This is a genomic window from Pseudomonas sp. LPH60 (genome assembly GCF_030718165.1).
GTDB lineage: Bacteria > Pseudomonadota > Gammaproteobacteria > Pseudomonadales > Pseudomonadaceae > Aquipseudomonas > Aquipseudomonas danubii.
This window is the reverse complement of sequence record NZ_JAVAJH010000002.1, coordinates 246,035-264,974: the sequence shown is the minus strand read 5'-3', so window position 1 is coordinate 264,974 and position 18,940 is coordinate 246,035. Positions and strand designations below refer to the sequence as shown.

The window sequence follows — 18,940 nt, the reverse complement described above, 5'->3', positions numbered from 1 at the left end:
GCACCCCGAGGGGTGCTTTTTTTATGCCTGCAATTCCCGCAGGAGCCGGCTTGCCGGCGAATCGGATCTTGAGATCACCTTCGCCGGCAAGCAGACGCCTACAGGCCGGGGTTATTGGCCGGGTTGATTCTGGTTTTGACCCAGAATCAGACGCCCCTCTTTATCCACCGGAATCTGGTTGCCCGGATCACGATCCATGCGCACCTGACCTTGCTTGCCGCCCAGGTCGTACTTCACGTCATAACCCACGACCTTCTCACTGATGTCATTGACTGTATTACAGCGAGTCTGGGTGGTGGTGTAGGTGTCACGTTCCTGCATGCCTTCCTGCACCTTGTTGCCGGCATAGCCACCGCCAACCGCACCCGCCACAGTGGCGATCTTCTTGCCATTACCACCACCAATCATGCTACCCAGCAGACCACCGCCCACCGCTCCCGCCACGGTACCCAGGATCTGATGCTCATCCTTGACCGGGCGCTGGCGAGTCACGGCGACGTCCTTGCAGACTTCACGAGGGGTCTTGATCTGTTGTTTGACCGGCTGTACGGCCAGCACTTGCGCATACTCAGGGCCGCTTTTAACCAGGCTGTAGGTGGCAACAGCACCCCCGGCGGTGACACCGACAGCACCCAATACCGCACCAACCAGCAACGACTTGTTCACGTGAACCTCCTGACCATACAAACGGGACTTGGCCCGCGCTTCTCCCAGCGTTGGAGCAATAAAAAAGGCGCGAGTTCAACACTCGCGCCTTTTTAACTGACAGCCGGAAAAGGGCTAGATCCTCATGGACGGTCGTCCACTTCCTTCTCGGTATTGGCCGGAGGAATCAGGTCCTCGCTGTTCAGGTTCAGCCAGATCAGCACCACGTTGGCGATGTAGATCGACGAGTAGGTACCCGCCAGAACACCGACAAACAGGGCGATGGAGAAGCCCCACAGGTTATCGCCACCAAAGAACAGCAGCGCGATGATCGCCAGCAAGGTGGAGATCGAAGTCGCCATGGTCCGTAGCAGGGTCTGAGTGGTCGAGATGTTGATGTTCTCGATCAGGCTGGCCTTGCGCAGCACACGGAAGTTCTCACGCACCCGGTCGAACACCACGATGGTGTCGTTGAGGGAGTAACCGATGATCGCCAGCACAGCCGCCAGCACCGTCAGGTCAAAGGTGATCTGGAAGAACGAGAGGATACCCACCGTCACGATCACGTCGTGGATCAGCGAAACGATCGCGCCCACCGCGAACTTCCACTGAAAGCGGAAGGCCAGGTAGATCAGGATACCGCCCAGGGCCATGAGCATGCCGAGGCCGCCCTGGTCCCGCAGCTCTTCACCCACTTGCGGACCGACAAACTCGACGCGCTTGACCTGCGCCGGGTTGTCACCGCCAACCTTCTGCAGCGCCTCGGCCACCTGGTGGCCCAGTTGCGGGTCTTCACCCGGCATCCGCACCAGCAGATCAGTGGTCGCACCGAAGCTCTGCACGATGGCTTCGTGATAACCGGCATCGTTCAGTTGCGAACGCACCTTCATCACATCCGCGGGACGCTCGTAGGTCAGCTCGATGAGCGTACCGCCGGTGAAGTCCAGACCGTAGTTCAAGCCTTTGTGGAACCAGCTGAACAACGCCAGGATGGTGAGCAGCACAGTGACGCCGAACGCAACGTTGCGCACGCCCATGAAGTTAATAGTACGTAACATGGCAGCCCCTTAAATCCACAACTTCTTGAAGTCACGACCGCCGAAGATCAGGTTGACCATCGCACGGGTCAGCCAGATGGCCGTGAACATCGAGGTAAAGATCCCGAGGGACATGGTCACCGCAAAGCCTTTCACCGGACCGGTACCCATGGCGAACAGAATGCCGCCCACCAGCAAGGTGGTCAGGTTGGAGTCCAGGATCGCGGTGAATGCCCGGCCGAAGCCTTCGTTAATTGCCCGCTGCACACTCATGCCGGCGGCGAGCTCTTCACGTATCCGCGAGAAGATCAGTACGTTGGCGTCCACCGCCATACCCATGGTCAAGACGATACCGGCGATACCCGGCAGGGTCAGCGTCGCCCCCAGCAGGGACATCAGGGCCAGCAGCAGCACCATGTTCAATGCCAGCGCCACAGTAGCGATGACACCGAAGAAACGGTAGATGGCGATAATGAACAGCGACACGAACAGCATGCCCCACAGGGACGCATCGATACCCTTGGTGATGTTGTCAGCACCCAGGCTTGGACCGATTGTGCGCTCTTCGGCGAAGTACATCGGCGCCGCCAGACCACCGGCACGCAGCAACAGCGCCAGCTCGGAAGACTCGCCCTGACCGTTCAGGCCGGTGATGCGGAACTGGCTGCCCAGTGGCGACTGGATGGTCGCCAGGCTGATGATCTTCTTCTCTTCCTTGAAGGTCTGCACCGCCACGTCTTTCTCGACACCGTTCACCACTTGCTTGGTGTAGGTGGTGGTCGGCTTCTGCTCGATGAAGATCACCGCCATGCTGCGACCGACATTGCTGCGAGTCGAACGGTTCATCAGCTCGCCACCGTGACCATCAAGCTTGATGTTCACCTGTGGACGGCCGTGTTCGTCGTAACCGGCCTGGGCATCGGTCACCTGGTCACCGGTGATGATCAGGCCACGCTCGATCAGAGCAGGAGGACGGTTGCCCTCACGGAATTCGAAGGACTCGGAAGTCGCCTTGGAAGCACCCGGCTCGGCGGCCAGACGGAATTCCAGGTTGGCGGTCTTGCCCAGGATCCGCTTGGCTTCAGCGGTGTCCTGCACGCCCGGCAGCTCAACCACGATACGGTTGGCACCCTGACGCTGAACCAGAGGCTCGGCCACACCCAGCTCGTTGACCCGGTTACGCACGGTGGTCAAGTTCTGCTTGATGGAGTATTCACGGATTTCCGCCAGCTTGGCCGGGGTCATCGCCAGACGCAGCACCGGTTGGCCATTGAGGTCGGCCGGTACGATATCGAAATCATTGAAGTTCTTGCGGATCAGCGAACGGGCCTGTTCACGACTGTCTTCATCGCTGAAGCCCAGCTGGATGGCGCCATTGAGCTGCGGCAGGCTGCGATAGCGCAGGCGCTCTTTGCGCAGCAGGCTCTTGACGTCGCCTTCATAGACTTTCAGGCGCGCGTCGAGGGCTTTGTCCATGTCCACTTCCAGCAGGAAGTGCACACCACCGGACAAGTCCAGACCCAGTTTCATCGGGTGCGCACCCAGGTTGCGCAACCATTGCGGAGTGGTTTGCGCCAGGTTCAACGCCACCACATAGTCATCGCCCAGCGCCTTGCGCACTACATCCTTGGCCGGAAGCTGGTCTTCCTTGTTGGTCAAGCGCAGCAGGCCGCCCTTGCCGTTGGCAGCAATGGAAGCAGCCTTGACCTTGATACCGGCGTCGGTGAGCGCTTTGCTCGCACGATCCAGATCCGCCTGAGTGACCTGCAACGCAGTGCTCGCACCGCTGACCTGAATGGCCGGATCATCAGGGTATAGATTGGGAGCGGAATAAATAAAACCGATCGCCAGCACCGCCAGGATCAGTAGGTACTTCCACAGAGGGTATTTGTTCAGCATCACGCCGCCCGTTTATGACGCGGGGCGCCTTGCGCGCCCCGTCGATTGGTAAAAGATGAAACTTAGATGGCTTTCAGCGTGCCTTTTGGCAGCGTGGCAGCGATCGCGCCCTTCTGGAACTTCAGCTCAACGGAGTCCGACACTTCCAGAACCACGAAGTCGTCGGTCACCTTGTTGATCTTGCCGGCGATACCGCCAGTGGTCACAACTTCGTCGCCTTTCTGCAGGCTGCCGAGCAGGTTCTTCTGCTCTTTGGCGCGCTTGGCCTGCGGGCGCCAGATCATCAGATAGAAGATGACCAGGAAGCCAACCAGGAAAATCCACTCGAAACCAGTGCCAGCAGGACCGGCAGCGGCAGGTGCAGCGGCGTCCGCATACGCGGCAGGGATCAAAAAGCTCATTTAACACTCCGATAATTGCAAAATTAGTGGCTTAACGTCTTTAGAACTTATTCTAAAGGCGGCACGGGTAACCCGCGTTTGGCATAGAAGGAATCGACAAAGGCGGCCAATGTACCTTGTTGAATAGCCTCGCGCAAACCAGCCATAAGACGCTGGTAATGGCGCAAATTATGGATGGTATTGAGCATACTCCCGAGCATTTCCCCACACTTGTCCAAGTGATGCAGATAGGCACGGGAGAAGTTCTGGCAGGTGTAGCAATCACAAGTTGGGTCCAGCGGCGAATCATCATGGCGATGGAACGCGTTACGGATTTTCAGCACGCCTGTATCGATGAACAGATGCCCATTGCGGGCATTGCGGGTTGGCATCACGCAATCGAACATGTCCACACCGCGGCGCACACCCTCAACCAGATCTTCCGGCTTGCCAACTCCCATAAGGTAACGAGGTTTGTCGGCAGGCATCTGGCCCGGCAGGTAGTCCAGGACCTTGATCATTTCATGCTTGGGCTCGCCCACCGACAGGCCGCCGATAGCCAGGCCGTCGAAACCGATCTTGTCCAGGCCTTCCAGGGAACGCATGCGCAGGTCCTGGTGCATGCCACCCTGGACGATGCCAAACAGCGCCGCCGTGTTGTCACCGTGAGCATTCTTGGAACGCTGGGCCCAGCGCAGGGACAGCTCCATGGAAATCCGCGCCACATCTTCATCGGCCGGGTACGGGGTGCACTCGTCGAAGATCATCACGATGTCCGAACCCAGGTCGCGCTGCACTTGCATCGACTCTTCCGGGCCCATGAACACCTTGGCGCCGTCCACCGGCGAGGCGAAGGTCACGCCCTCTTCCTTGATCTTGCGCATCGCCCCCAGGCTAAACACCTGGAAACCACCGGAGTCGGTGAGGATCGGGCCATTCCACTGCATGAAATCATGCAGGTCACCGTGGGCCTTGATCACTTCCGTACCCGGGCGCAGCCACAGGTGGAAGGTGTTGCCGAGGATGATCTCGGCGCCGGTGGCGACGATATCCCGTGGCAGCATGCCCTTGACCGTGCCATAGGTGCCCACCGGCATGAAGGCCGGGGTTTCCACCGTACCGCGGGGGAAGGTCAGGCGACCGCGACGAGCCTTGCCATCAGTGGCCAGAAGCTCGAAGGACATACGACAAGTGCGACTCATACAGTTTCCTCGGGGGCCAGATCCTTGGGAGCGGTCGGCGCAGGATTACGGGTGATGAACATCGCATCACCGTAGCTGAAAAAGCGGTATCCATTTTCCACCGCGGCGCGATAGGCGGCCATGGTCTCGGGATAACCGGCGAACGCCGAAACCAGCATCAACAGCGTGGATTCCGGCAGATGGAAGTTGGTCACCAGGGCATCGACCACATGGAACGGCCGGCCCGGGTAGATAAAGATATCGGTATCGCCGCTGAACGGCTTGAGCACACCATCGCGCGCGGCACTTTCCAGGGAACGCACACTGGTGGTGCCCACCGCCACCACCCGACCACCGCGAGCACGGCATGCGGCAACCGCATCCACCACGTCCTGGCCGACTTCCAGCCACTCGTGGTGCATATGGTGATCTTCAATACGCTCGACCCGCACCGGCTGGAAAGTGCCGGCGCCGACATGCAGGGTCACGAACGCAGTCTCCACGCCCTTGGCGGCAATGGCCTCCAGCAGCGGCTGGTCGAAATGCAGCCCCGCCGTAGGCGCCGCAACAGCCCCCAGACGCTGGGCGTACACGGTCTGATAACGCTCACGGTCCGCGCCTTCATCCGGGCGGTCTATATAAGGAGGCAACGGCATGTGCCCGACCCGATCCAGCAGCGGCAGCACCTCCTCGGCAAAACCCAGCTCGAACAGCGTGTCGTGGCGCGCCAGCATCTCGGCCTCGCCACCGCCGTCGATCAGGATCTTCGACCCCGGCTTGGGCGACTTGCTGGAGCGCACATGGGCCAGCACACGATGGCTGTCCAGCACCCGCTCGATGAGGATCTCCAGCTTGCCGCCGGAGGCCTTCTGGCCAAACAGACGGGCCGGAATCACCCGGGTATTGTTGAACACCATCAGATCGCCCGGACGCAAATGCTCCAGCAGATCGGTGAATTGACGGTGGGCCAAGGCGCCGGTTGGCCCATCCAGGGTCAACAGACGGCTGCCGCGACGCTCGGCCAAAGGATGGCGGGCGATCAGCGAATCAGGAAGCTCGAAGGTAAAGTCAGCAACGCGCATGATGGGGTTCGTCTAGCAGGGCCGGAAAGTTTAGCGGAATAACTAAAAATTGACCACGAAAGCCGATTGACCAACGGTAACTGCCTCTCTATACTTCGCCGCCATTGAGCCCTGATGGCGGAATTGGTAGACGCGGCGGATTCAAAATCCGTTTTCGCAAGAAGTGGGAGTTCGAGTCTCCCTCGGGGCACCACATAGCAGTATCTGAGAGTCTCTACCAGCCTCTCAGACCCAGAGAAACCGGCCACTTGGCCGGTTTTTTTGTGCCTGCCTATCTACCCCTGTCTCCCCTTATCCGTTGTATCCCTGTATCCCTGCTTGTATCCTGAGAAAAATACCGAACTTTGGGATACAAGGATGAAGCGCGCAGACATCAAGCGCCGCCCTCTGGCAGACACCACGCTTGCAGGGCTGGAACCTGAAGCAAAAGAGTACCGTGAGCTGGACGGAAACGGCCTGTACTTCAGGGTTAAGCCTAATGGGGGGAAATCGTGGCAGCTACGCTACAAGCGCCCTACGGGCAATTGGGCCTGGATGGGTCTAGGGGGTTACCCCGAGGTGAGTGGTGCACTGGCCCGGGAAAAAGCTACCGACCTGCGCAAGACCATAAGCAGCGGAGCTGACCCCCTTGAGCAAAAGCGATCTGCCAAGGCCGCCATAGATGCAGCCAAGACACGAACATTTAGAGCAGCTGCTGACGCCTGGCTAAAGGCAAAAGAAGAAAAGGGACTGGCCCTCTCTACACTCAACAAAATCCGCACCTACCTCGACAAGGACATTCTCCCGGCACTGGGAGACAAACCTCTCGACGAAATTACCCGCACCGATTGCGCCGAACTCCAAGCATCCATCGAAGCCCGAGATGCACACAACGTGGCGGAAAAGTGCCGCACCTGGATCAACCAGATATTTGGGCGGGCTATCGGCCTAGGGCTCACAGAGAATGACCCGGGAAGTCGCCTTCGGGATATAGCTGCTCAAGCGCCCAAGACTCAACAGCACCCACACCTACTCGAACCAGAGCTAGGTGAGTTCCTCACCGCGCTTAAACATACACCCAGCAGACTGACGGCCCGAACTGCTGCATGGCTTTGCATCTGGACTGCTTCACGACCGGGCATGGTTCGCTTGGCCGAATGGAAAGAGTTCGACCTCGATAAGGCCACTTGGACGACACCAGCCGCAAAGATGAAAATGCGCCGGGACTTCGTGTGCCCTCTCCCCCATCAAGCTATTGCCGCATTAAAAGAACTTCAGTGCCTGACTGGCCGCAGTCGCTGGCTGTTTCCCGGAGTGGGCGCCAAGAACCCAACCATCAGTGAAAATACGATCAACAAAGTCTTTGCCACCATCGGTTATAAGGGGCGCCTTGTGGGCCACGGCACCCGACATACTGCAAGTACATTGCTTCGAGAGCATGGCTGGCCTAAGGAACACGTTGAAGCCCAACTCGCCCACAAGGAGGAAGGAATTTCAGGGGTTTACAACAAGGCTCAATATCTCGAACAACGCATAACGATGATGCAGTGGTACGCCGATCGCCTGGACGCCCTGGAGCGGGGGAACGTTGTTCAGGGTCAATTCGGAAAGGCCCTCTGAGCATGCACTCGCTAACTATTCAAAAAACGTGTGTTCCGCGTGTTCCATGTGTTCCAGATCCGCTCAAGCTCAATAAATACGGGATCTCCAGCACGGGAACACCATACGTATTTGGGTGGAACACTTTGCTACGGGAACACCAACAGTGTTCCAGATTCACACGCGCCTCCAGACAAAACCTCACCCTCCACACTGGTGGCATTTTCGCCTCGCCAAGCGCTGCCGCCCGCGTTTTCTCGGTCACACATACGGGGCGCGGGGAGGAAAGATGAATAATCATCTGTACCTTAATGCACCTCTCGACATCGACGGTTGGGAGATCGTTGAGCCCCTGGAGAACCTCGAGCTTTACGAGGAGTTTGCCGAGCGCATCGATGATGCTTTGGAACTCATACGCGAGGGACAGCATTACTGGGCGAGTCATCAAGAGGACGGTGCTTGGTCAGCTGAATCTAAGCGAGTCATGACTGAGGTCCGGCGCCTCTCGTACAACATTCGGCAAAGCTTCAACCGCTCGCAAGATGATTTGCCTCGCTGTATTCGCTGGACGATTGGAGAGTTATCCGAGTCAGCTGTAACTGACTGCCAATGCGTCGCGGCATTTGCAATAGATCGGGCATGCCGCGCCATTGAACTGCTAGCGCGCTGGATAGCTGACTTCGATACCGAGCTTTACACCGTAGGACGTGACGCGCTGGCGACCTTGGCTAAAAATAACCCGAAGAGCTTCAACATGTTTCTAAATGAGGTTCGCCACGAGCAAGCTCAACAGGAAATCGAAGTACGAGAAAACGTCGCTGACTTGATGGGTGTTGCCCGTTACTACATGACCCTCGCAAGCGTATATGCATCTCCCCTGCTGAGCAGTAGCGAAAAAATTAGAATCAGCGCTGCTACGAGTAAGGCTGGTAGGAGCTCCGCGAAGATACGCAAAGAGAACACTGCTGACCGAGATCGAAGTATATGCTCCCACGGGAAGCGCCTACTCAATGATGGACGCTCTCGAAGAGAGCTCGTTGGCATCATCGCTGGCACTGACGCTGCGCTGAAACAGCCCGGTGGAAGCGTCAAACTTTCAAAAAAACAACTTCGCAACATTTTGGTCACAGGCGGAGTGCTCATCTAAAAGGGAAATGAACTGCCGTTCGTTTCTCTCCCTCCTCGTAGCGTTAGCCCTGAATCGTTCCACGACTACAGGAAGCGCTATATGACTACGATAACGTCACACCTCCCCCCCTTATTTTTGCGTTGTTCCGAGGACCTGCTCACACCCGCTCAAGTAGCAACCACCCTCGGCCTGTCGCATCGCACACTGGCTGCATGGCGGAGCTCTCGCCGCAATCCGCTTCCCTACCTCAAAGTGGGCAGTCGTGTGCGCTATCGCTCTCAGGACGTGTCTGCATGGCTCGAAAGTCAGACGCATGCTCACTCCGTAAGCATGAGGAGCGAAAAGTGAAGACGTCTCGCACCCATTCTGCCGCAGGCGACTCCAAGCCAAGTGACCCAGCTGTAACACTCATCCGAATAGCTGAAGTGATGGACATTGTCGGCCTTGCACGCCCCACCATATACAAGCTCATGAACCAGCCAGAAAGTGGTTTCCCGAAGGCCGTAAAGCTAACTAACAGTAATGCTCGCGGAGCGCCAGTTGCCTGGGTTCTCTCCGAGGTACAAGCCTGGGCACGAGCCCGCATCGCAGCACGCGATCAGGTGGCCGCATGAAAAAGCATATAGCTCACCTAACCGTCCTGCAGCCCTTCTCCGTTCTTCGAAAAATCGGCTTTTCATCGCGATGCATGCAACGCCTGGAGCGCTACCGAACCGAACAGGCCAGACGAGACCACGTAGTGGCCGTGATGAGTTGGGCTGATGGCACCTGGTGCGCGCTCGCGTTGCCCTGCATGCCGCCTCACGCCGTCATCGTCGACGAGGGCCAGCAGATCGACGCCTACGAAGACGCACGCTCCTGCATCGAGGGCGACTTCCTTCCTCTGCTTTCCCTGCGCCGGGAAGTTCATGCCTGAAATGAAAACGCCCCCGGGGGCGATCCGGAGGCGTTGAGGTAAATCTACATGCACGAACAATTTATGCCGCACCTGAAAAATCTGCAAGCCATCACTGCAGTTGCACTTTCAAAAAACGGACGCTACTCTCTGGCTGTCGCTGCAGAATCAGCGAACGGGTTTGGCGACCCGAATCCATACAGGCGCACAGGCGCCCCCATTACGATTGCAGGCGCTTTTTTTGTGCCCGCATATCCATGTTATGGCGGCTGTGCGTGGGAGACCTTCGGGTCTGCCGGGGTCCTGTATGCCCGGTTCGCCAACCCGCGCACAGCTGCCACCCTTATTCGTTTGGCGACGAATCGTGGCAGCTCCTCACATACAGGAGCTACACCCATGCACGCCCTCAATCCGTCCAAAATTCGCGCCGCTGCCCACAGGGCTATGGCTCTCGCCGCTTTACACGCCAATTCCAGCCTCGCTACACGCCTCTCCCGTTACAACGCCCACATGACCAAGGCTCGCGCTCTGGAAACCACAGGGGGTGTCCAATGAACAACACCCTGAGTTGCGCCCTGCCCGAAGATCTTCTTTGCGTCAGCTTGAACGCCGAAGCCGGTGTTCCCATTGACGCCATCACCTGCGCTATTACACGCGCCGATTCCGTGCTGACTCTGCTCGAGGATCATTTCGAAAACGAATCTTCGCGTCTCGCTAACCACGTCATCGCCGCCATTCTTTGGGACGTTCGCGGCACCCTCGGCCTGATCAAGACACTCGCCTTACACGCTGACGTTACGTCCGTTCCGCTGGATCAGAAAGGCGGTGCTCTATGACCACTCAGACCACGTTGGGCCGGGCTTCATTTTTTGACAGCACCAACGGCCAATCCCTCTTTCGAGTCAACGCCGGGGTGTCGATCGAGGATGCACTCGAAACGGTTTCGCTCCTCCAGTTCTACGCCAACCAACTGACCCTAGACGCTGCCATGACTGAAAAAAGTGAGCGCTACAGCTGGTGCGCGCTTTACCTCGGTGAAATGGCTAAAGCGCTGCTCGATGACGTGAACGATTCGCTATTTGCGAAGAGAGCCACGCCATGACTCAACGCACTGGCAGTACCTCAAAACGGCCCAGCTTTGCAGATGTGAAAAGCGCTGCCCTAAAGAACATCGAACGCGTTCTGGCTCATTGGCTGCCCCACGGCAAGCGCGTGGACGGAGGCAAGGAATACACAGCACCCAATCCCACCCGCACCGACAAACGCGCAGGCTCGCTCAAGGTCAGCTTGAGCAAAGGCACCTGGTCAGACTTCGCCACTGGCGACAAGGGCGGTGACCTGATTGACCTGGTGCGCTACCTCGACGGCGGCACAGATGTGGAAGCCTGCAACAAGCTCGCGGATCTGCTGAGCGTTTCTGCTGGAACAGCTACAGCTCAGGCCAAACCCACACCGACCAAAAGCAAGTCGCCCGAGTGGATCGCCATCCAGCCAATCCCAGCGGAGGCTATGAGTAAATGCCCGGCCAAACACCGACAACACGGCGCACCGTCCAAGGTTTGGATCTACCGCGATGCTCAAGGTCAGCCGGTCATGGCGCTGTATCGCTTCGACCTGGGTCCGGATGAAGACGGCAAGCCAAGAAAGGTCTTTGCCCCGCTGACTTGGTGCAAACGCTCCGATGGCCAAACAACTCAATGGCGCTGGCAGGGACTGCCTGAACCACGCCCCTTGCTGCGCCTGGATGAGTTGGCCCAGCGTATCGACGCCCCGGTGGTGCTGTGTGAAGGCGAGAAGGCCGCAGACGCCGCGGCTGAGTTGATGCCTGAGTACGTGGCCACCTGCTGGCCGAACGGTTCGAACTCCTGGCACAAGGCCGACCTGCTGCCGCTCAAAGGGCGGTCGGTGCTGCTCTGGCCAGACAACGATGCCAGCGGTAAAGCGTGCATGGAAGCCATCGAAGCGAGGCTGCTTGAGCTGGGTGCAGAGTCAGTACAGCGAGTGGAGCTTGAGGTATTCAAGCGCAAGCCCACGACCAAGGATGGAAAGCTCTCGCTTGCAAAAGGCGGCAAGTGGGCAGAGGGCGACGACGCTGCCGACGCACTGACCAAGGGCTGGACCGCTGACCACGTTGCCGAGCTGGTGCGCAGCGGTGAGTTTTTCAATACATCTCCGAATGGAAAAACCAATCAACTAGCAAAAGAAATACCAGCGGTCAAACCCACGACGAAATCAAAAAACGACCTATTACCCAGTGGCTTCCGTGTAACTCCAGAGGGCGTGTTTTACACCGGAGACGACGGCGAGTCCCGACCTGTCTGTTCCCCCTTAGATATCCTGGCTCGCACTCGTGACGACAAAGGACATAACTGGGGCTTGCTGGTCGAGTTCGATGATCCTGATGGCGCGAAGAAACGCTGGAACATTCCTGCCCGAAACATGACTGGAGACTTCGGCAAGGATGTTTTGGGCCCCTTGGTGGATATGGGGCTGCGCTTAGCTGGCACTCGCTCAGGACGCAATACCCGCAACGACCTTCAAAGCTACCTCCAAGGCTTCGACAGCACGGAAAGGGCTCGACTCGTTACCCGGCTAGGATGGCATGGACCAGCCTATTTGCTACCCGATCAACAAATTGGCAATAGCCATGAGCACCTATTTTTCTGTGATGCAGGAGCGCAACTACCTCCCATTAGCGAGTGCGGGACACTGACGCAATGGCAGCAGCAGATCGGAGCATTATGCGTAGGTAATCACCGACTAGCGTTCGTGGTTAGCGTGGCATTTGCTGGTCCGTTGCTCCATCTACTAGGGCATGAGTCGGGCGGCTTTCACTTGTACGGTGACAGTTCAGGCGGTAAGACCACCCACCTTCAGGTAGCGGCCTCGGTCTACGGAGGCCCGCGATTGGTACGCTCTTGGCGCTCGACGGACAACGCCCTGGAGTCCATTGCCGCAGCTCACTCAGACGGTGTTCTGGTGCTTGATGAAATTGGCATGTGCGACCCGCGCATAGTTGGCGAGACGGTTTACATGCTCGGCAACGGTACGGGCAAGGCTCGGGCCAACGATCGAGGCCAAGCAGGCCGACAAGTACAAGAGTGGCGTTTGTTGTTCCTCTCAACTGGAGAGAAAACACTTGCACAACACATGGCTGATGCAAACAAGGAGCTAAAGGCTGGCATGGAAATACGCATGCTGGCCGTGCCTGCGGACGCAAGCAAGGGCTTTGGTATGTTCGACATATTGAGTGGGTTCGAAGATGCCGCCACCCTTTCAGACGCACTCAAAGCTCGCGTGGCCAAGTATTACGGAACACCGCTCACCGCGTTTCTGAAAGCTCTGTGCAAGCCCGGGGAGATACTTGGGTGGACTGCAATTTTGCGCAGGACCCTTGAGGGTTTCATCAGCAAGTCATTACCTGCTACGGCCAGTGGCCAAGCGCACCGAGCGGCTGCTCGTTTTGGGTTAGCAGCGGCAGCTGGAGAGCTGGCCACTGCGCTTGGCATTACAGGCTGGCCAGAAGGTACAGCTACGACAGCGGCACAAGTGTGCCTTAACGCGTGGCTGGAGGAGCGCGGCGGCGCCGGGAACATGGAAGGTGATGCCATCGTCAATCGCCTGCGCCAGGTGATAGAGCGATTCGGTGAAAGTCGCTTTACACGCTGGGACGGCATCGCAGCCAAGACGGACGATCACGCACCTCGAACTGCTGACCGCCTAGGCTTCCGACGCACCGTCGAACACGGCATGGGAGACGGCATTTACACACTAGTCACCTACTACTTCTTACCCACAGCCTGGAGGGCTGAGGTCTTTAAAGGGATGAGCCTCACCCTAGTGAATCGTGAACTGATTGCACGCGGAATATTGGAGGCAAGCGCAGAGGGACGCGCAGCGCAGTCTGTACGCCTTCCCGGCCTATCAAAAACGAGAGCCTATGTGGTGCATGCCAATGCACTCCTCTCCTCTGAAACCGAAGCAGCTTGATGCTTAGGAACATAGAGAGGAACAGCCGGCAGATTTGGGCCTGGCCTGCCCACACCAACTCGAATGACCCCTCCAATTCTCCAATGGAAAACGATCAATGAGCGAATACAAGAAGCAACTCAAGCAGCACCAAACCGAAGTGGAACAACTCAAAAAGCAGCTCCCGGCTCTCGCCACCGCGGCCAAGGAGTCCATAGAGCGGTTTGAAATGACTCGCCTCAATCGGGCCCAATATCCATATGAGCCGACTAGTGCTCACAACAACGTGAAATCGAAGATCGAAGGGCACGTCGCCGAAATCAAGCGTTTACAGGTGCTGATTGAGTGGGAAGACGGTGTTCAATTCGCAACTGAAAATATCAAAACAGCACAAAAGGATAGCCGGCAAGCTCAAGCCGAGCTTCGAAAACTACAGGACAAACGCGCAAAGGTTTTAAGCAAGCTGGAGAGGCTGGAAAAAGACAGAAAAGACCAAATTGAAAAAGCGCAATTTGCGGAGCAGCAGGCCGCAGCGGAGTATGCGAACGCATTGAGCAATGGAGACGATGCAGCAGAAAAACGCGCTGAGAAGGCGCTCAAAATCGCGTCTGAGGAAGTGGCGCTGACAACAAAAGGCAAACGCGGAGCCGCGACCGTTGTGAACGCGCTGACAGTTGAAATCGAAAAGCTTGATGAAGCAGTAGCCGAAACCACGCAGCTTTTAACCAATCTCCACAAGGATCAACTAAGAGCAGCTCGCTTCCTGCTGGCCGACCGCCTGGACAAAACCGCACAGGAACTTGTAAATGTCGCAGCACAGCTACACGCCACTCGGAAAGCGCTGGGGTGGAATAGCTCACTGCATGATCTATATGTGCCTCTACAGGCTCCCATAGGCCCTAAGTTCATCAGCGAACGTACAGTAAGTGACAAAGCATCAGGGATCGCTGTAGAGCAAATCCTAGCAGCGTAATTCATGCACCTGTCATCGCCATAGGTGGTGATCTACATCAAACCGGAACAACACTCGCGGAACACCAAACGTGTTCCGTGCAGGCGGTGTTCCGGTTCTTCTTTTCTTGTGTTCCACCTCTGAAAGCCTTGTATTGCTTGGCCTCTAGCTGTTCTGGAACACATGGAACACATGGAACACCTATATTTCCCTATCAGTAGGTTAGCGCTCCCCGAGCCCCTTTTGAGGGGTAAACCATCAGCGAAAGAAAGCGCGGTAGATCGCTCCGACACAGGCAAGATCATGCCCTGATTTGTCGGAGTATGCCTCTCCTCCCAGGAAAATTGTGGGTCCTCCTAAAGGGGGCCCCCTTATACGGGTCACCGTACTCGCAGATTTCCTCTAGCTGAAGTTCTTGTAAGCATGTCCGTCTTTTCTAATGTTGATCATGCTTGGAACGCAATGCCTGTAACTGTACTCTCATGAGTGAGACCGAACAGCCTAGAAGATTAAAAAGCTTATTGAAGATCAAATAAAACAGCTCGCACCAGCTTCATTATGAATAAAAAAGGCCAAGAGGCCTTTTTATGGATTGACAAGCGCACATCTAAGAAACACTAAAATCAATAAACGACTCATACTTAGCAGCAACATTTACCCCATAAGAATAGTTCTGATTATACTGATGAGCGTTAGCATGAACTAAACCTACAGATGACTCCTCTCTATTCAGGAGATACAAAGCAATTATAGAGGGCCTAGGACCTACAGACGTTGCAATAAAATTATAGGAATCTATATCTTTAGAAACAGCCTCCCTAATTTCATTTTTTAGCTTTACAGGATCCGAGTATGCATCGAGCTTAATCAGATCTATTTCTGCGCCACCACTCAGCTGACTGATACACCTTTCACTATTATCTAACTGAGTACCTTGCTGCGTTACAAGCAACACTTTCTTAGGCTCGAAAAAATCTACGAAATTCTGAGCGCGACTTACATCAAATCCAGAGAACAGTATAAGGGCTGTTGGCAGATCGGGATATGCGATCCCGCTATGACGAAATACCATCTGAGGTTTTCCAGTTTCCGCGGATAACCACTCTCCGTATGATTCTGGCGGATAATACACACATCTAAACTTAACTTTCACCGACTCTAGACTATGCAAGCAAGCCCAGATCAGATAGCGCGGCATGGTAGTAATATCCAGAACTATTTCACTATCGCCAGTCAAGTTACCTAGAACATTCAGTGCAACATTCCAAACTTCCACATGATTATCACTGCAAAACTCAAAATATTCATACTGGACGTTCAGCACATCCAAACTCTGAGAAAGAACTATTTTATTTTCGACGGTAATCTCAGTAAAAAAAGTAGACGGGTTGAATACCAAGACCTTATCAGGCCTATATGTTGATAGAATATCGTCAACTCCACTTAAAAAACGTGGTTCCCACCCCATCGAGGTAATAAGAATTTTGTTACTCATCGAATAACCCTCTTTGCGTATCTGACTCTGCTAGGGAAGGAAACTTACCAGTCAGCATAGATGCGAGTAAAGCGGAGGATCTGATTGATGCACGCCCGTGTTGACCATGCGGATCTAAGCCTCTCGCAGGCCAAAATAGCCTATTCAACGTGTAGTAATCTTCTTGGCGCCCGCCATCCTTGGATGGACCAGAACGCCTATACATAACCTGAGCTTTCCGCATAAGCCCTAGAATAGGCATAAGCTGCCTGTCACATTCGGGCGTCCGTTCGGAAATTGTAAATGTGATTATCCGCGGTTCGGAGGCGTGATTGAAAAGCCTGTCACGAAAATAATCACCCAGAGCACTAACCAAATTAAATATCTGCTGAGCCTGTTCCTTGGAGCAATCATCCAATTCTCGGTCCAAGCCATCTCTAACACGGCTCCAAAGCTTTTCACTTTCCTTCATAATAACTTCTGATTGAATCGAAGGTGAAATGCTTTGGATTAGTCTCCCCGGAGACTTAGACAAAGCGTCATCATACATCCAATAACACGGCAACAGTAGGTTACGCACCACACCACTTGAAAGGTGGATCAAAGTATCCAAACCAGCATAAATTGGCCGATTCGCTTTTGGAGATCTCTTGCGAAAATATAATGCACGAGCCTGCTTGTATGCATAGTCGTTAATTTGTTTTCTATCTGCCTTTGGATGTTCAGCAGTATATTTCGCTACAACCTCGTTCCAGCAAGTGTCTAATTCCGCCTTAAACTCTGGACTTTCCTCAAAGAACTGATCCGGCGAAGATTCTATGCCAATATTCTTCAATCGCTTTTCGATAATGCTCCTTGCAAGCATTCCAAATTGAGAACTTTCATTCTGGAAAGGCTGTTCCAAATTTATAGCAATATAATCATGCCCTTCAATGATACTACCGCCAGTCGAGGTCCTCCGATCAAAATCTACAACGGTAGCTAGCGCAACCTTAAAGCTAAATACTGAATGATCACGATAGCTAAGCCAAGAATTAAGCATTAATCTTTGGTCGTCATTGAGATCTTGCGCATCGTCAATCATTAAAGAGAAATGCGTACTGTTCAGTACTGGTGTGCTTCTAAGTGCGCCCAAGAAAGGAACTATTAAAGTGTAAAATGTGCGTGCAAATGTAAAATCGGTGCGACTTTCAAAAGACAAAAATTGCTCCTGCGTCTTTCTTAGCTCTTTTTTCAGCGCTCGCTTGATACATTTAAACAGACTCGAATCTGCTGGCAGTTCATCATCGAATACGTAAAATAGCTCATCCCTCAGATCTTCTAGTTCAGCGACATCAAATAGCTCTACGAGTTGTTCACAATGCTCGGCAATCGCCACAGCAATAGATAGAACAAAATAATGCTCGGATATCGCTTTTGAGAATTTCTCATCCTCAAAAAAATCATGATCTACCCTGCGAGCCAGAGGGGTGCTACAAGATACGTAAACTCCTATATGCGATAGATCCTTTTGAGCTAGGGGAATATCTGACTTTTTCAGCTCCAGTGGAAGCGAGTAATAGAGCAATGTCATGCTCTTACCACACCCTCGATGTCCTAAGAGGAGGACGTTTCGCGATGATTTTAAAAATCGAGAGTAGTTATGATCATCAATAAACCAGTCGATCAGTAGGCGGTCAGGAAGGTTTTTTGCGCCATCAAAATCAAAAGGATTATTGCTCATCTCTTATTTCCTCGCTAAGCTTCTGCAACTTAGGTATGAGAATATCAATCCCATATTCCGGATGGATTTTCTCCACATCCTTCGTATCAACCCCGGGAATAAACAAATCATCCAACTCTATAGGGGGACCAATTAACCCTAATTGCTCAACCCCCTTCCAGAAATTCAGATATATAGACGTCTTCTTATAAGCCTCAAGAAACAAACTATAGTGCTTACAGTATCTACGCTCACTATCTAGCTTATGAATCCTTGAATATATAAACCTTATCAACTCAGAAAAACTTTCAAGGCTTTTCGAATCATTAAAGTCTATTTCCTCGATATCTATATGATAAGTTAACGCTACTCTACCGCCACCCAAATCGATACTTATGGAAGTAATCTGAGCGTAGTGATGATGAATCATCGAGTCCGCTGCAAAAGCAGCCATTTCAATCATATAAGTTGAAGTTCGCTGAGGGCCCTCAGCAAGCTCATCAGCAAAGCGTAAAATTGCAGCTAAGCTCTGTACGCGAACTTTGCTCCCAAAGATAAAGTCATCATTAAGATCCTTTAAAGTGTCGGGTGTACCATCTGCACTTTTTCCGCTATGGCTACGTCCAATATTTACAACAAGAGCCATTTCCTGCCTGTTCAACCAGAGCTTGTTAAAAACCGCTCCATATACGTCATTGATTCTTTGATTATGCTTTTTCCTTCCAAATATATTGCCAACATCATGAAACAATATTGCTTGACATAAAATGTACAGTTCTTCAGTACTGAGCCGCTCTCCTGTCCCCAGTAACTGATAGGCATTATCCAACACATTGCGAATATGCTCAGGCCCATGATCAGTAAGACTAGGCTCATTATTTCCGATCCAAGGCAGAATTTGCTGTACTAATAGCGTCCGGGCGGAAACATATCTCCCCCACAAGGCTTCGCCGCTACTTCCTTGGTTTTCTAACCTTAGTTTGAGCTCATCTTCTATCTTGGATGATTCCCACATTG

General features: G+C 54.3%; 18 protein-coding genes and 1 tRNA gene. 10 read left to right on the top strand and 9 right to left on the bottom strand.

Annotated elements, in window-relative coordinates; all coding sequences use genetic code 11:
* Positions 1-111 precede the first annotated feature (111 nt).
* From Q8O96_RS06790 to queA, 6 genes are all read right to left on the bottom strand, one after another.
* Positions 112-666, bottom strand: coding sequence for a glycine zipper 2TM domain-containing protein (locus tag Q8O96_RS06790; RefSeq protein ID WP_102880808.1), 555 nt, complete (start codon positions 664-666; stop codon positions 112-114).
* Between the two features lie 122 nt (positions 667-788).
* A complete protein-coding gene (secF, locus tag Q8O96_RS06785) occupies positions 789-1,703 on the bottom strand; it encodes a protein translocase subunit SecF (protein WP_102860390.1) in 915 nt (304 codons plus the stop codon).
* Between the two features lie 9 nt (positions 1,704-1,712).
* Positions 1,713-3,581: a protein translocase subunit SecD gene (secD, locus tag Q8O96_RS06780; RefSeq protein WP_102860389.1), complete on the bottom strand. Its 1,869-nt coding sequence runs from the start codon at positions 3,579-3,581 to the stop codon at positions 1,713-1,715.
* 62 nt (positions 3,582-3,643) lie between these two features.
* Positions 3,644-3,982, bottom strand: coding sequence for a preprotein translocase subunit YajC (gene yajC / locus Q8O96_RS06775; RefSeq protein ID WP_011063224.1), 339 nt, complete (start codon positions 3,980-3,982; stop codon positions 3,644-3,646).
* Between the two features lie 47 nt (positions 3,983-4,029).
* Entirely contained in the window at positions 4,030-5,145 is a 1,116-nt protein-coding gene (gene tgt / locus Q8O96_RS06770) for a tRNA guanosine(34) transglycosylase Tgt (RefSeq protein ID WP_161799191.1), read from the bottom strand.
* Positions 5,146-5,159: 14 nt separating this feature from the next.
* Positions 5,160-6,224 carry a tRNA preQ1(34) S-adenosylmethionine ribosyltransferase-isomerase QueA gene (gene queA, locus Q8O96_RS06765; protein WP_102860388.1) on the bottom strand — a complete coding sequence of 355 codons (1,065 nt, stop codon included), beginning with the start codon at positions 6,222-6,224 and terminating at the stop codon, positions 5,160-5,162.
* Between the two features lie 108 nt (positions 6,225-6,332).
* Between queA and Q8O96_RS06760 the strand changes: the two genes are divergently transcribed.
* From Q8O96_RS06760 to Q8O96_RS06715, 10 genes are all read left to right on the top strand, one after another.
* Positions 6,333-6,417: transfer RNA gene (locus tag Q8O96_RS06760), tRNA-Leu, on the top strand.
* A gap of 164 nt (positions 6,418-6,581) precedes the next feature.
* On the top strand, positions 6,582-7,823 hold the full coding sequence (locus tag Q8O96_RS06755; protein ID WP_305948584.1) for an integrase arm-type DNA-binding domain-containing protein: 1,242 nt from the start codon (positions 6,582-6,584) through the stop codon (positions 7,821-7,823).
* Positions 7,824-8,091: 268 nt separating this feature from the next.
* On the top strand, positions 8,092-8,949 hold the full coding sequence (locus Q8O96_RS06750) for a hypothetical protein (RefSeq protein ID WP_305948583.1): 858 nt from the start codon (positions 8,092-8,094) through the stop codon (positions 8,947-8,949).
* A gap of 81 nt (positions 8,950-9,030) precedes the next feature.
* Complete coding sequence (locus Q8O96_RS06745) at positions 9,031-9,279, top strand: helix-turn-helix domain-containing protein (RefSeq protein WP_305948582.1); 249 nt, start codon at positions 9,031-9,033, stop codon at positions 9,277-9,279.
* Positions 9,225-9,545 carry a helix-turn-helix transcriptional regulator gene (locus Q8O96_RS06740; RefSeq protein ID WP_371826165.1) on the top strand — a complete coding sequence of 107 codons (321 nt, stop codon included), beginning with the start codon at positions 9,225-9,227 and terminating at the stop codon, positions 9,543-9,545. Before Q8O96_RS06745 ends, Q8O96_RS06740 begins: the two co-directional genes overlap by 55 nt.
* On the top strand, positions 9,542-9,847 hold the full coding sequence (locus Q8O96_RS06735) for a hypothetical protein (RefSeq protein ID WP_305948580.1): 306 nt from the start codon (positions 9,542-9,544) through the stop codon (positions 9,845-9,847). The genes Q8O96_RS06740 and Q8O96_RS06735 overlap by 4 nt, the downstream gene beginning before the upstream one ends.
* 530 nt (positions 9,848-10,377) lie before the next feature.
* Positions 10,378-10,662: a hypothetical protein gene (locus Q8O96_RS06730; protein WP_065365247.1), complete on the top strand. Its 285-nt coding sequence runs from the start codon at positions 10,378-10,380 to the stop codon at positions 10,660-10,662.
* Positions 10,659-10,928 carry a DUF3077 domain-containing protein gene (locus tag Q8O96_RS06725; protein WP_305948579.1) on the top strand — a complete coding sequence of 90 codons (270 nt, stop codon included), beginning with the start codon at positions 10,659-10,661 and terminating at the stop codon, positions 10,926-10,928. The genes Q8O96_RS06730 and Q8O96_RS06725 overlap by 4 nt, the downstream gene beginning before the upstream one ends.
* Complete coding sequence (locus tag Q8O96_RS06720; protein WP_305948578.1) at positions 10,925-13,816, top strand: DUF927 domain-containing protein; 2,892 nt, start codon at positions 10,925-10,927, stop codon at positions 13,814-13,816. Before Q8O96_RS06725 ends, Q8O96_RS06720 begins: the two co-directional genes overlap by 4 nt.
* Before the next feature lie 97 nt (positions 13,817-13,913).
* Positions 13,914-14,768 (top strand): hypothetical protein, encoded by an 855-nt coding sequence (locus tag Q8O96_RS06715; RefSeq protein ID WP_305948577.1) that lies wholly within the window; start codon positions 13,914-13,916, stop codon positions 14,766-14,768.
* Positions 14,769-15,354: 586 nt separating this feature from the next.
* Here Q8O96_RS06715 and Q8O96_RS06710 read toward each other — a convergent pair.
* The 3 genes from Q8O96_RS06710 to Q8O96_RS06700 are packed head-to-tail and all read right to left on the bottom strand — an operon-like array spanning position 15,355 to position 18,938.
* Positions 15,355-16,242: a hypothetical protein gene (locus Q8O96_RS06710; RefSeq protein WP_305948576.1), complete on the bottom strand. Its 888-nt coding sequence runs from the start codon at positions 16,240-16,242 to the stop codon at positions 15,355-15,357.
* Positions 16,235-17,944 (bottom strand): hypothetical protein, encoded by a 1,710-nt coding sequence (locus tag Q8O96_RS06705; protein WP_146232648.1) that lies wholly within the window; start codon positions 17,942-17,944, stop codon positions 16,235-16,237. Before Q8O96_RS06705 ends, Q8O96_RS06710 begins: the two co-directional genes overlap by 8 nt.
* The gene (locus Q8O96_RS06700) at positions 17,934-18,938 is read right to left on the bottom strand and encodes a hypothetical protein (RefSeq protein ID WP_305948575.1); all 1,005 of its coding nucleotides are present in this window, start codon (positions 18,936-18,938) and stop codon (positions 17,934-17,936) included. The genes Q8O96_RS06705 and Q8O96_RS06700 overlap by 11 nt, the downstream gene beginning before the upstream one ends.
* Positions 18,939-18,940 lie beyond the last annotated feature (2 nt).

What these genes read in the sequence shown, in the direction of transcription:
- Q8O96_RS06710 (WP_305948576.1), bottom strand. Translation starts at nt 16,242, where the DNA reads ATGAGTAACAAAATTCTTATTACCTCGATGGGGTGGGAACCACGTTTT.
- queA (WP_102860388.1), bottom strand. Translation starts at nt 6,224, where the DNA reads ATGCGCGTTGCTGACTTTACCTTCGAGCTTCCTGATTCGCTGATCGCC.
- Q8O96_RS06755 (WP_305948584.1), top strand. Translation starts at nt 6,582, where the DNA reads ATGAAGCGCGCAGACATCAAGCGCCGCCCTCTGGCAGACACCACGCTT.
- Q8O96_RS06730 (WP_065365247.1), top strand. Translation starts at nt 10,378, where the DNA reads ATGAACAACACCCTGAGTTGCGCCCTGCCCGAAGATCTTCTTTGCGTC.
- Q8O96_RS06740 (WP_371826165.1), top strand. Translation starts at nt 9,225, where the DNA reads ATGGCTCGAAAGTCAGACGCATGCTCACTCCGTAAGCATGAGGAGCGA.
- yajC (WP_011063224.1), bottom strand. Translation starts at nt 3,982, where the DNA reads ATGAGCTTTTTGATCCCTGCCGCGTATGCGGACGCCGCTGCACCTGCC.
- Q8O96_RS06715 (WP_305948577.1), top strand. Translation starts at nt 13,914, where the DNA reads ATGAGCGAATACAAGAAGCAACTCAAGCAGCACCAAACCGAAGTGGAA.
- Q8O96_RS06735 (WP_305948580.1), top strand. Translation starts at nt 9,542, where the DNA reads ATGAAAAAGCATATAGCTCACCTAACCGTCCTGCAGCCCTTCTCCGTT.
- Q8O96_RS06745 (WP_305948582.1), top strand. Translation starts at nt 9,031, where the DNA reads ATGACTACGATAACGTCACACCTCCCCCCCTTATTTTTGCGTTGTTCC.
- Q8O96_RS06705 (WP_146232648.1), bottom strand. Translation starts at nt 17,944, where the DNA reads ATGAGCAATAATCCTTTTGATTTTGATGGCGCAAAAAACCTTCCTGAC.
- Q8O96_RS06750 (WP_305948583.1), top strand. Translation starts at nt 8,092, where the DNA reads ATGAATAATCATCTGTACCTTAATGCACCTCTCGACATCGACGGTTGG.
- secD (WP_102860389.1), bottom strand. Translation starts at nt 3,581, where the DNA reads ATGCTGAACAAATACCCTCTGTGGAAGTACCTACTGATCCTGGCGGTG.
- Q8O96_RS06700 (WP_305948575.1), bottom strand. Translation starts at nt 18,938, where the DNA reads ATGTGGGAATCATCCAAGATAGAAGATGAGCTCAAACTAAGGTTAGAA.
- Q8O96_RS06720 (WP_305948578.1), top strand. Translation starts at nt 10,925, where the DNA reads ATGACTCAACGCACTGGCAGTACCTCAAAACGGCCCAGCTTTGCAGAT.
- tgt (WP_161799191.1), bottom strand. Translation starts at nt 5,145, where the DNA reads ATGTCCTTCGAGCTTCTGGCCACTGATGGCAAGGCTCGTCGCGGTCGC.
- secF (WP_102860390.1), bottom strand. Translation starts at nt 1,703, where the DNA reads ATGTTACGTACTATTAACTTCATGGGCGTGCGCAACGTTGCGTTCGGC.
- Q8O96_RS06725 (WP_305948579.1), top strand. Translation starts at nt 10,659, where the DNA reads ATGACCACTCAGACCACGTTGGGCCGGGCTTCATTTTTTGACAGCACC.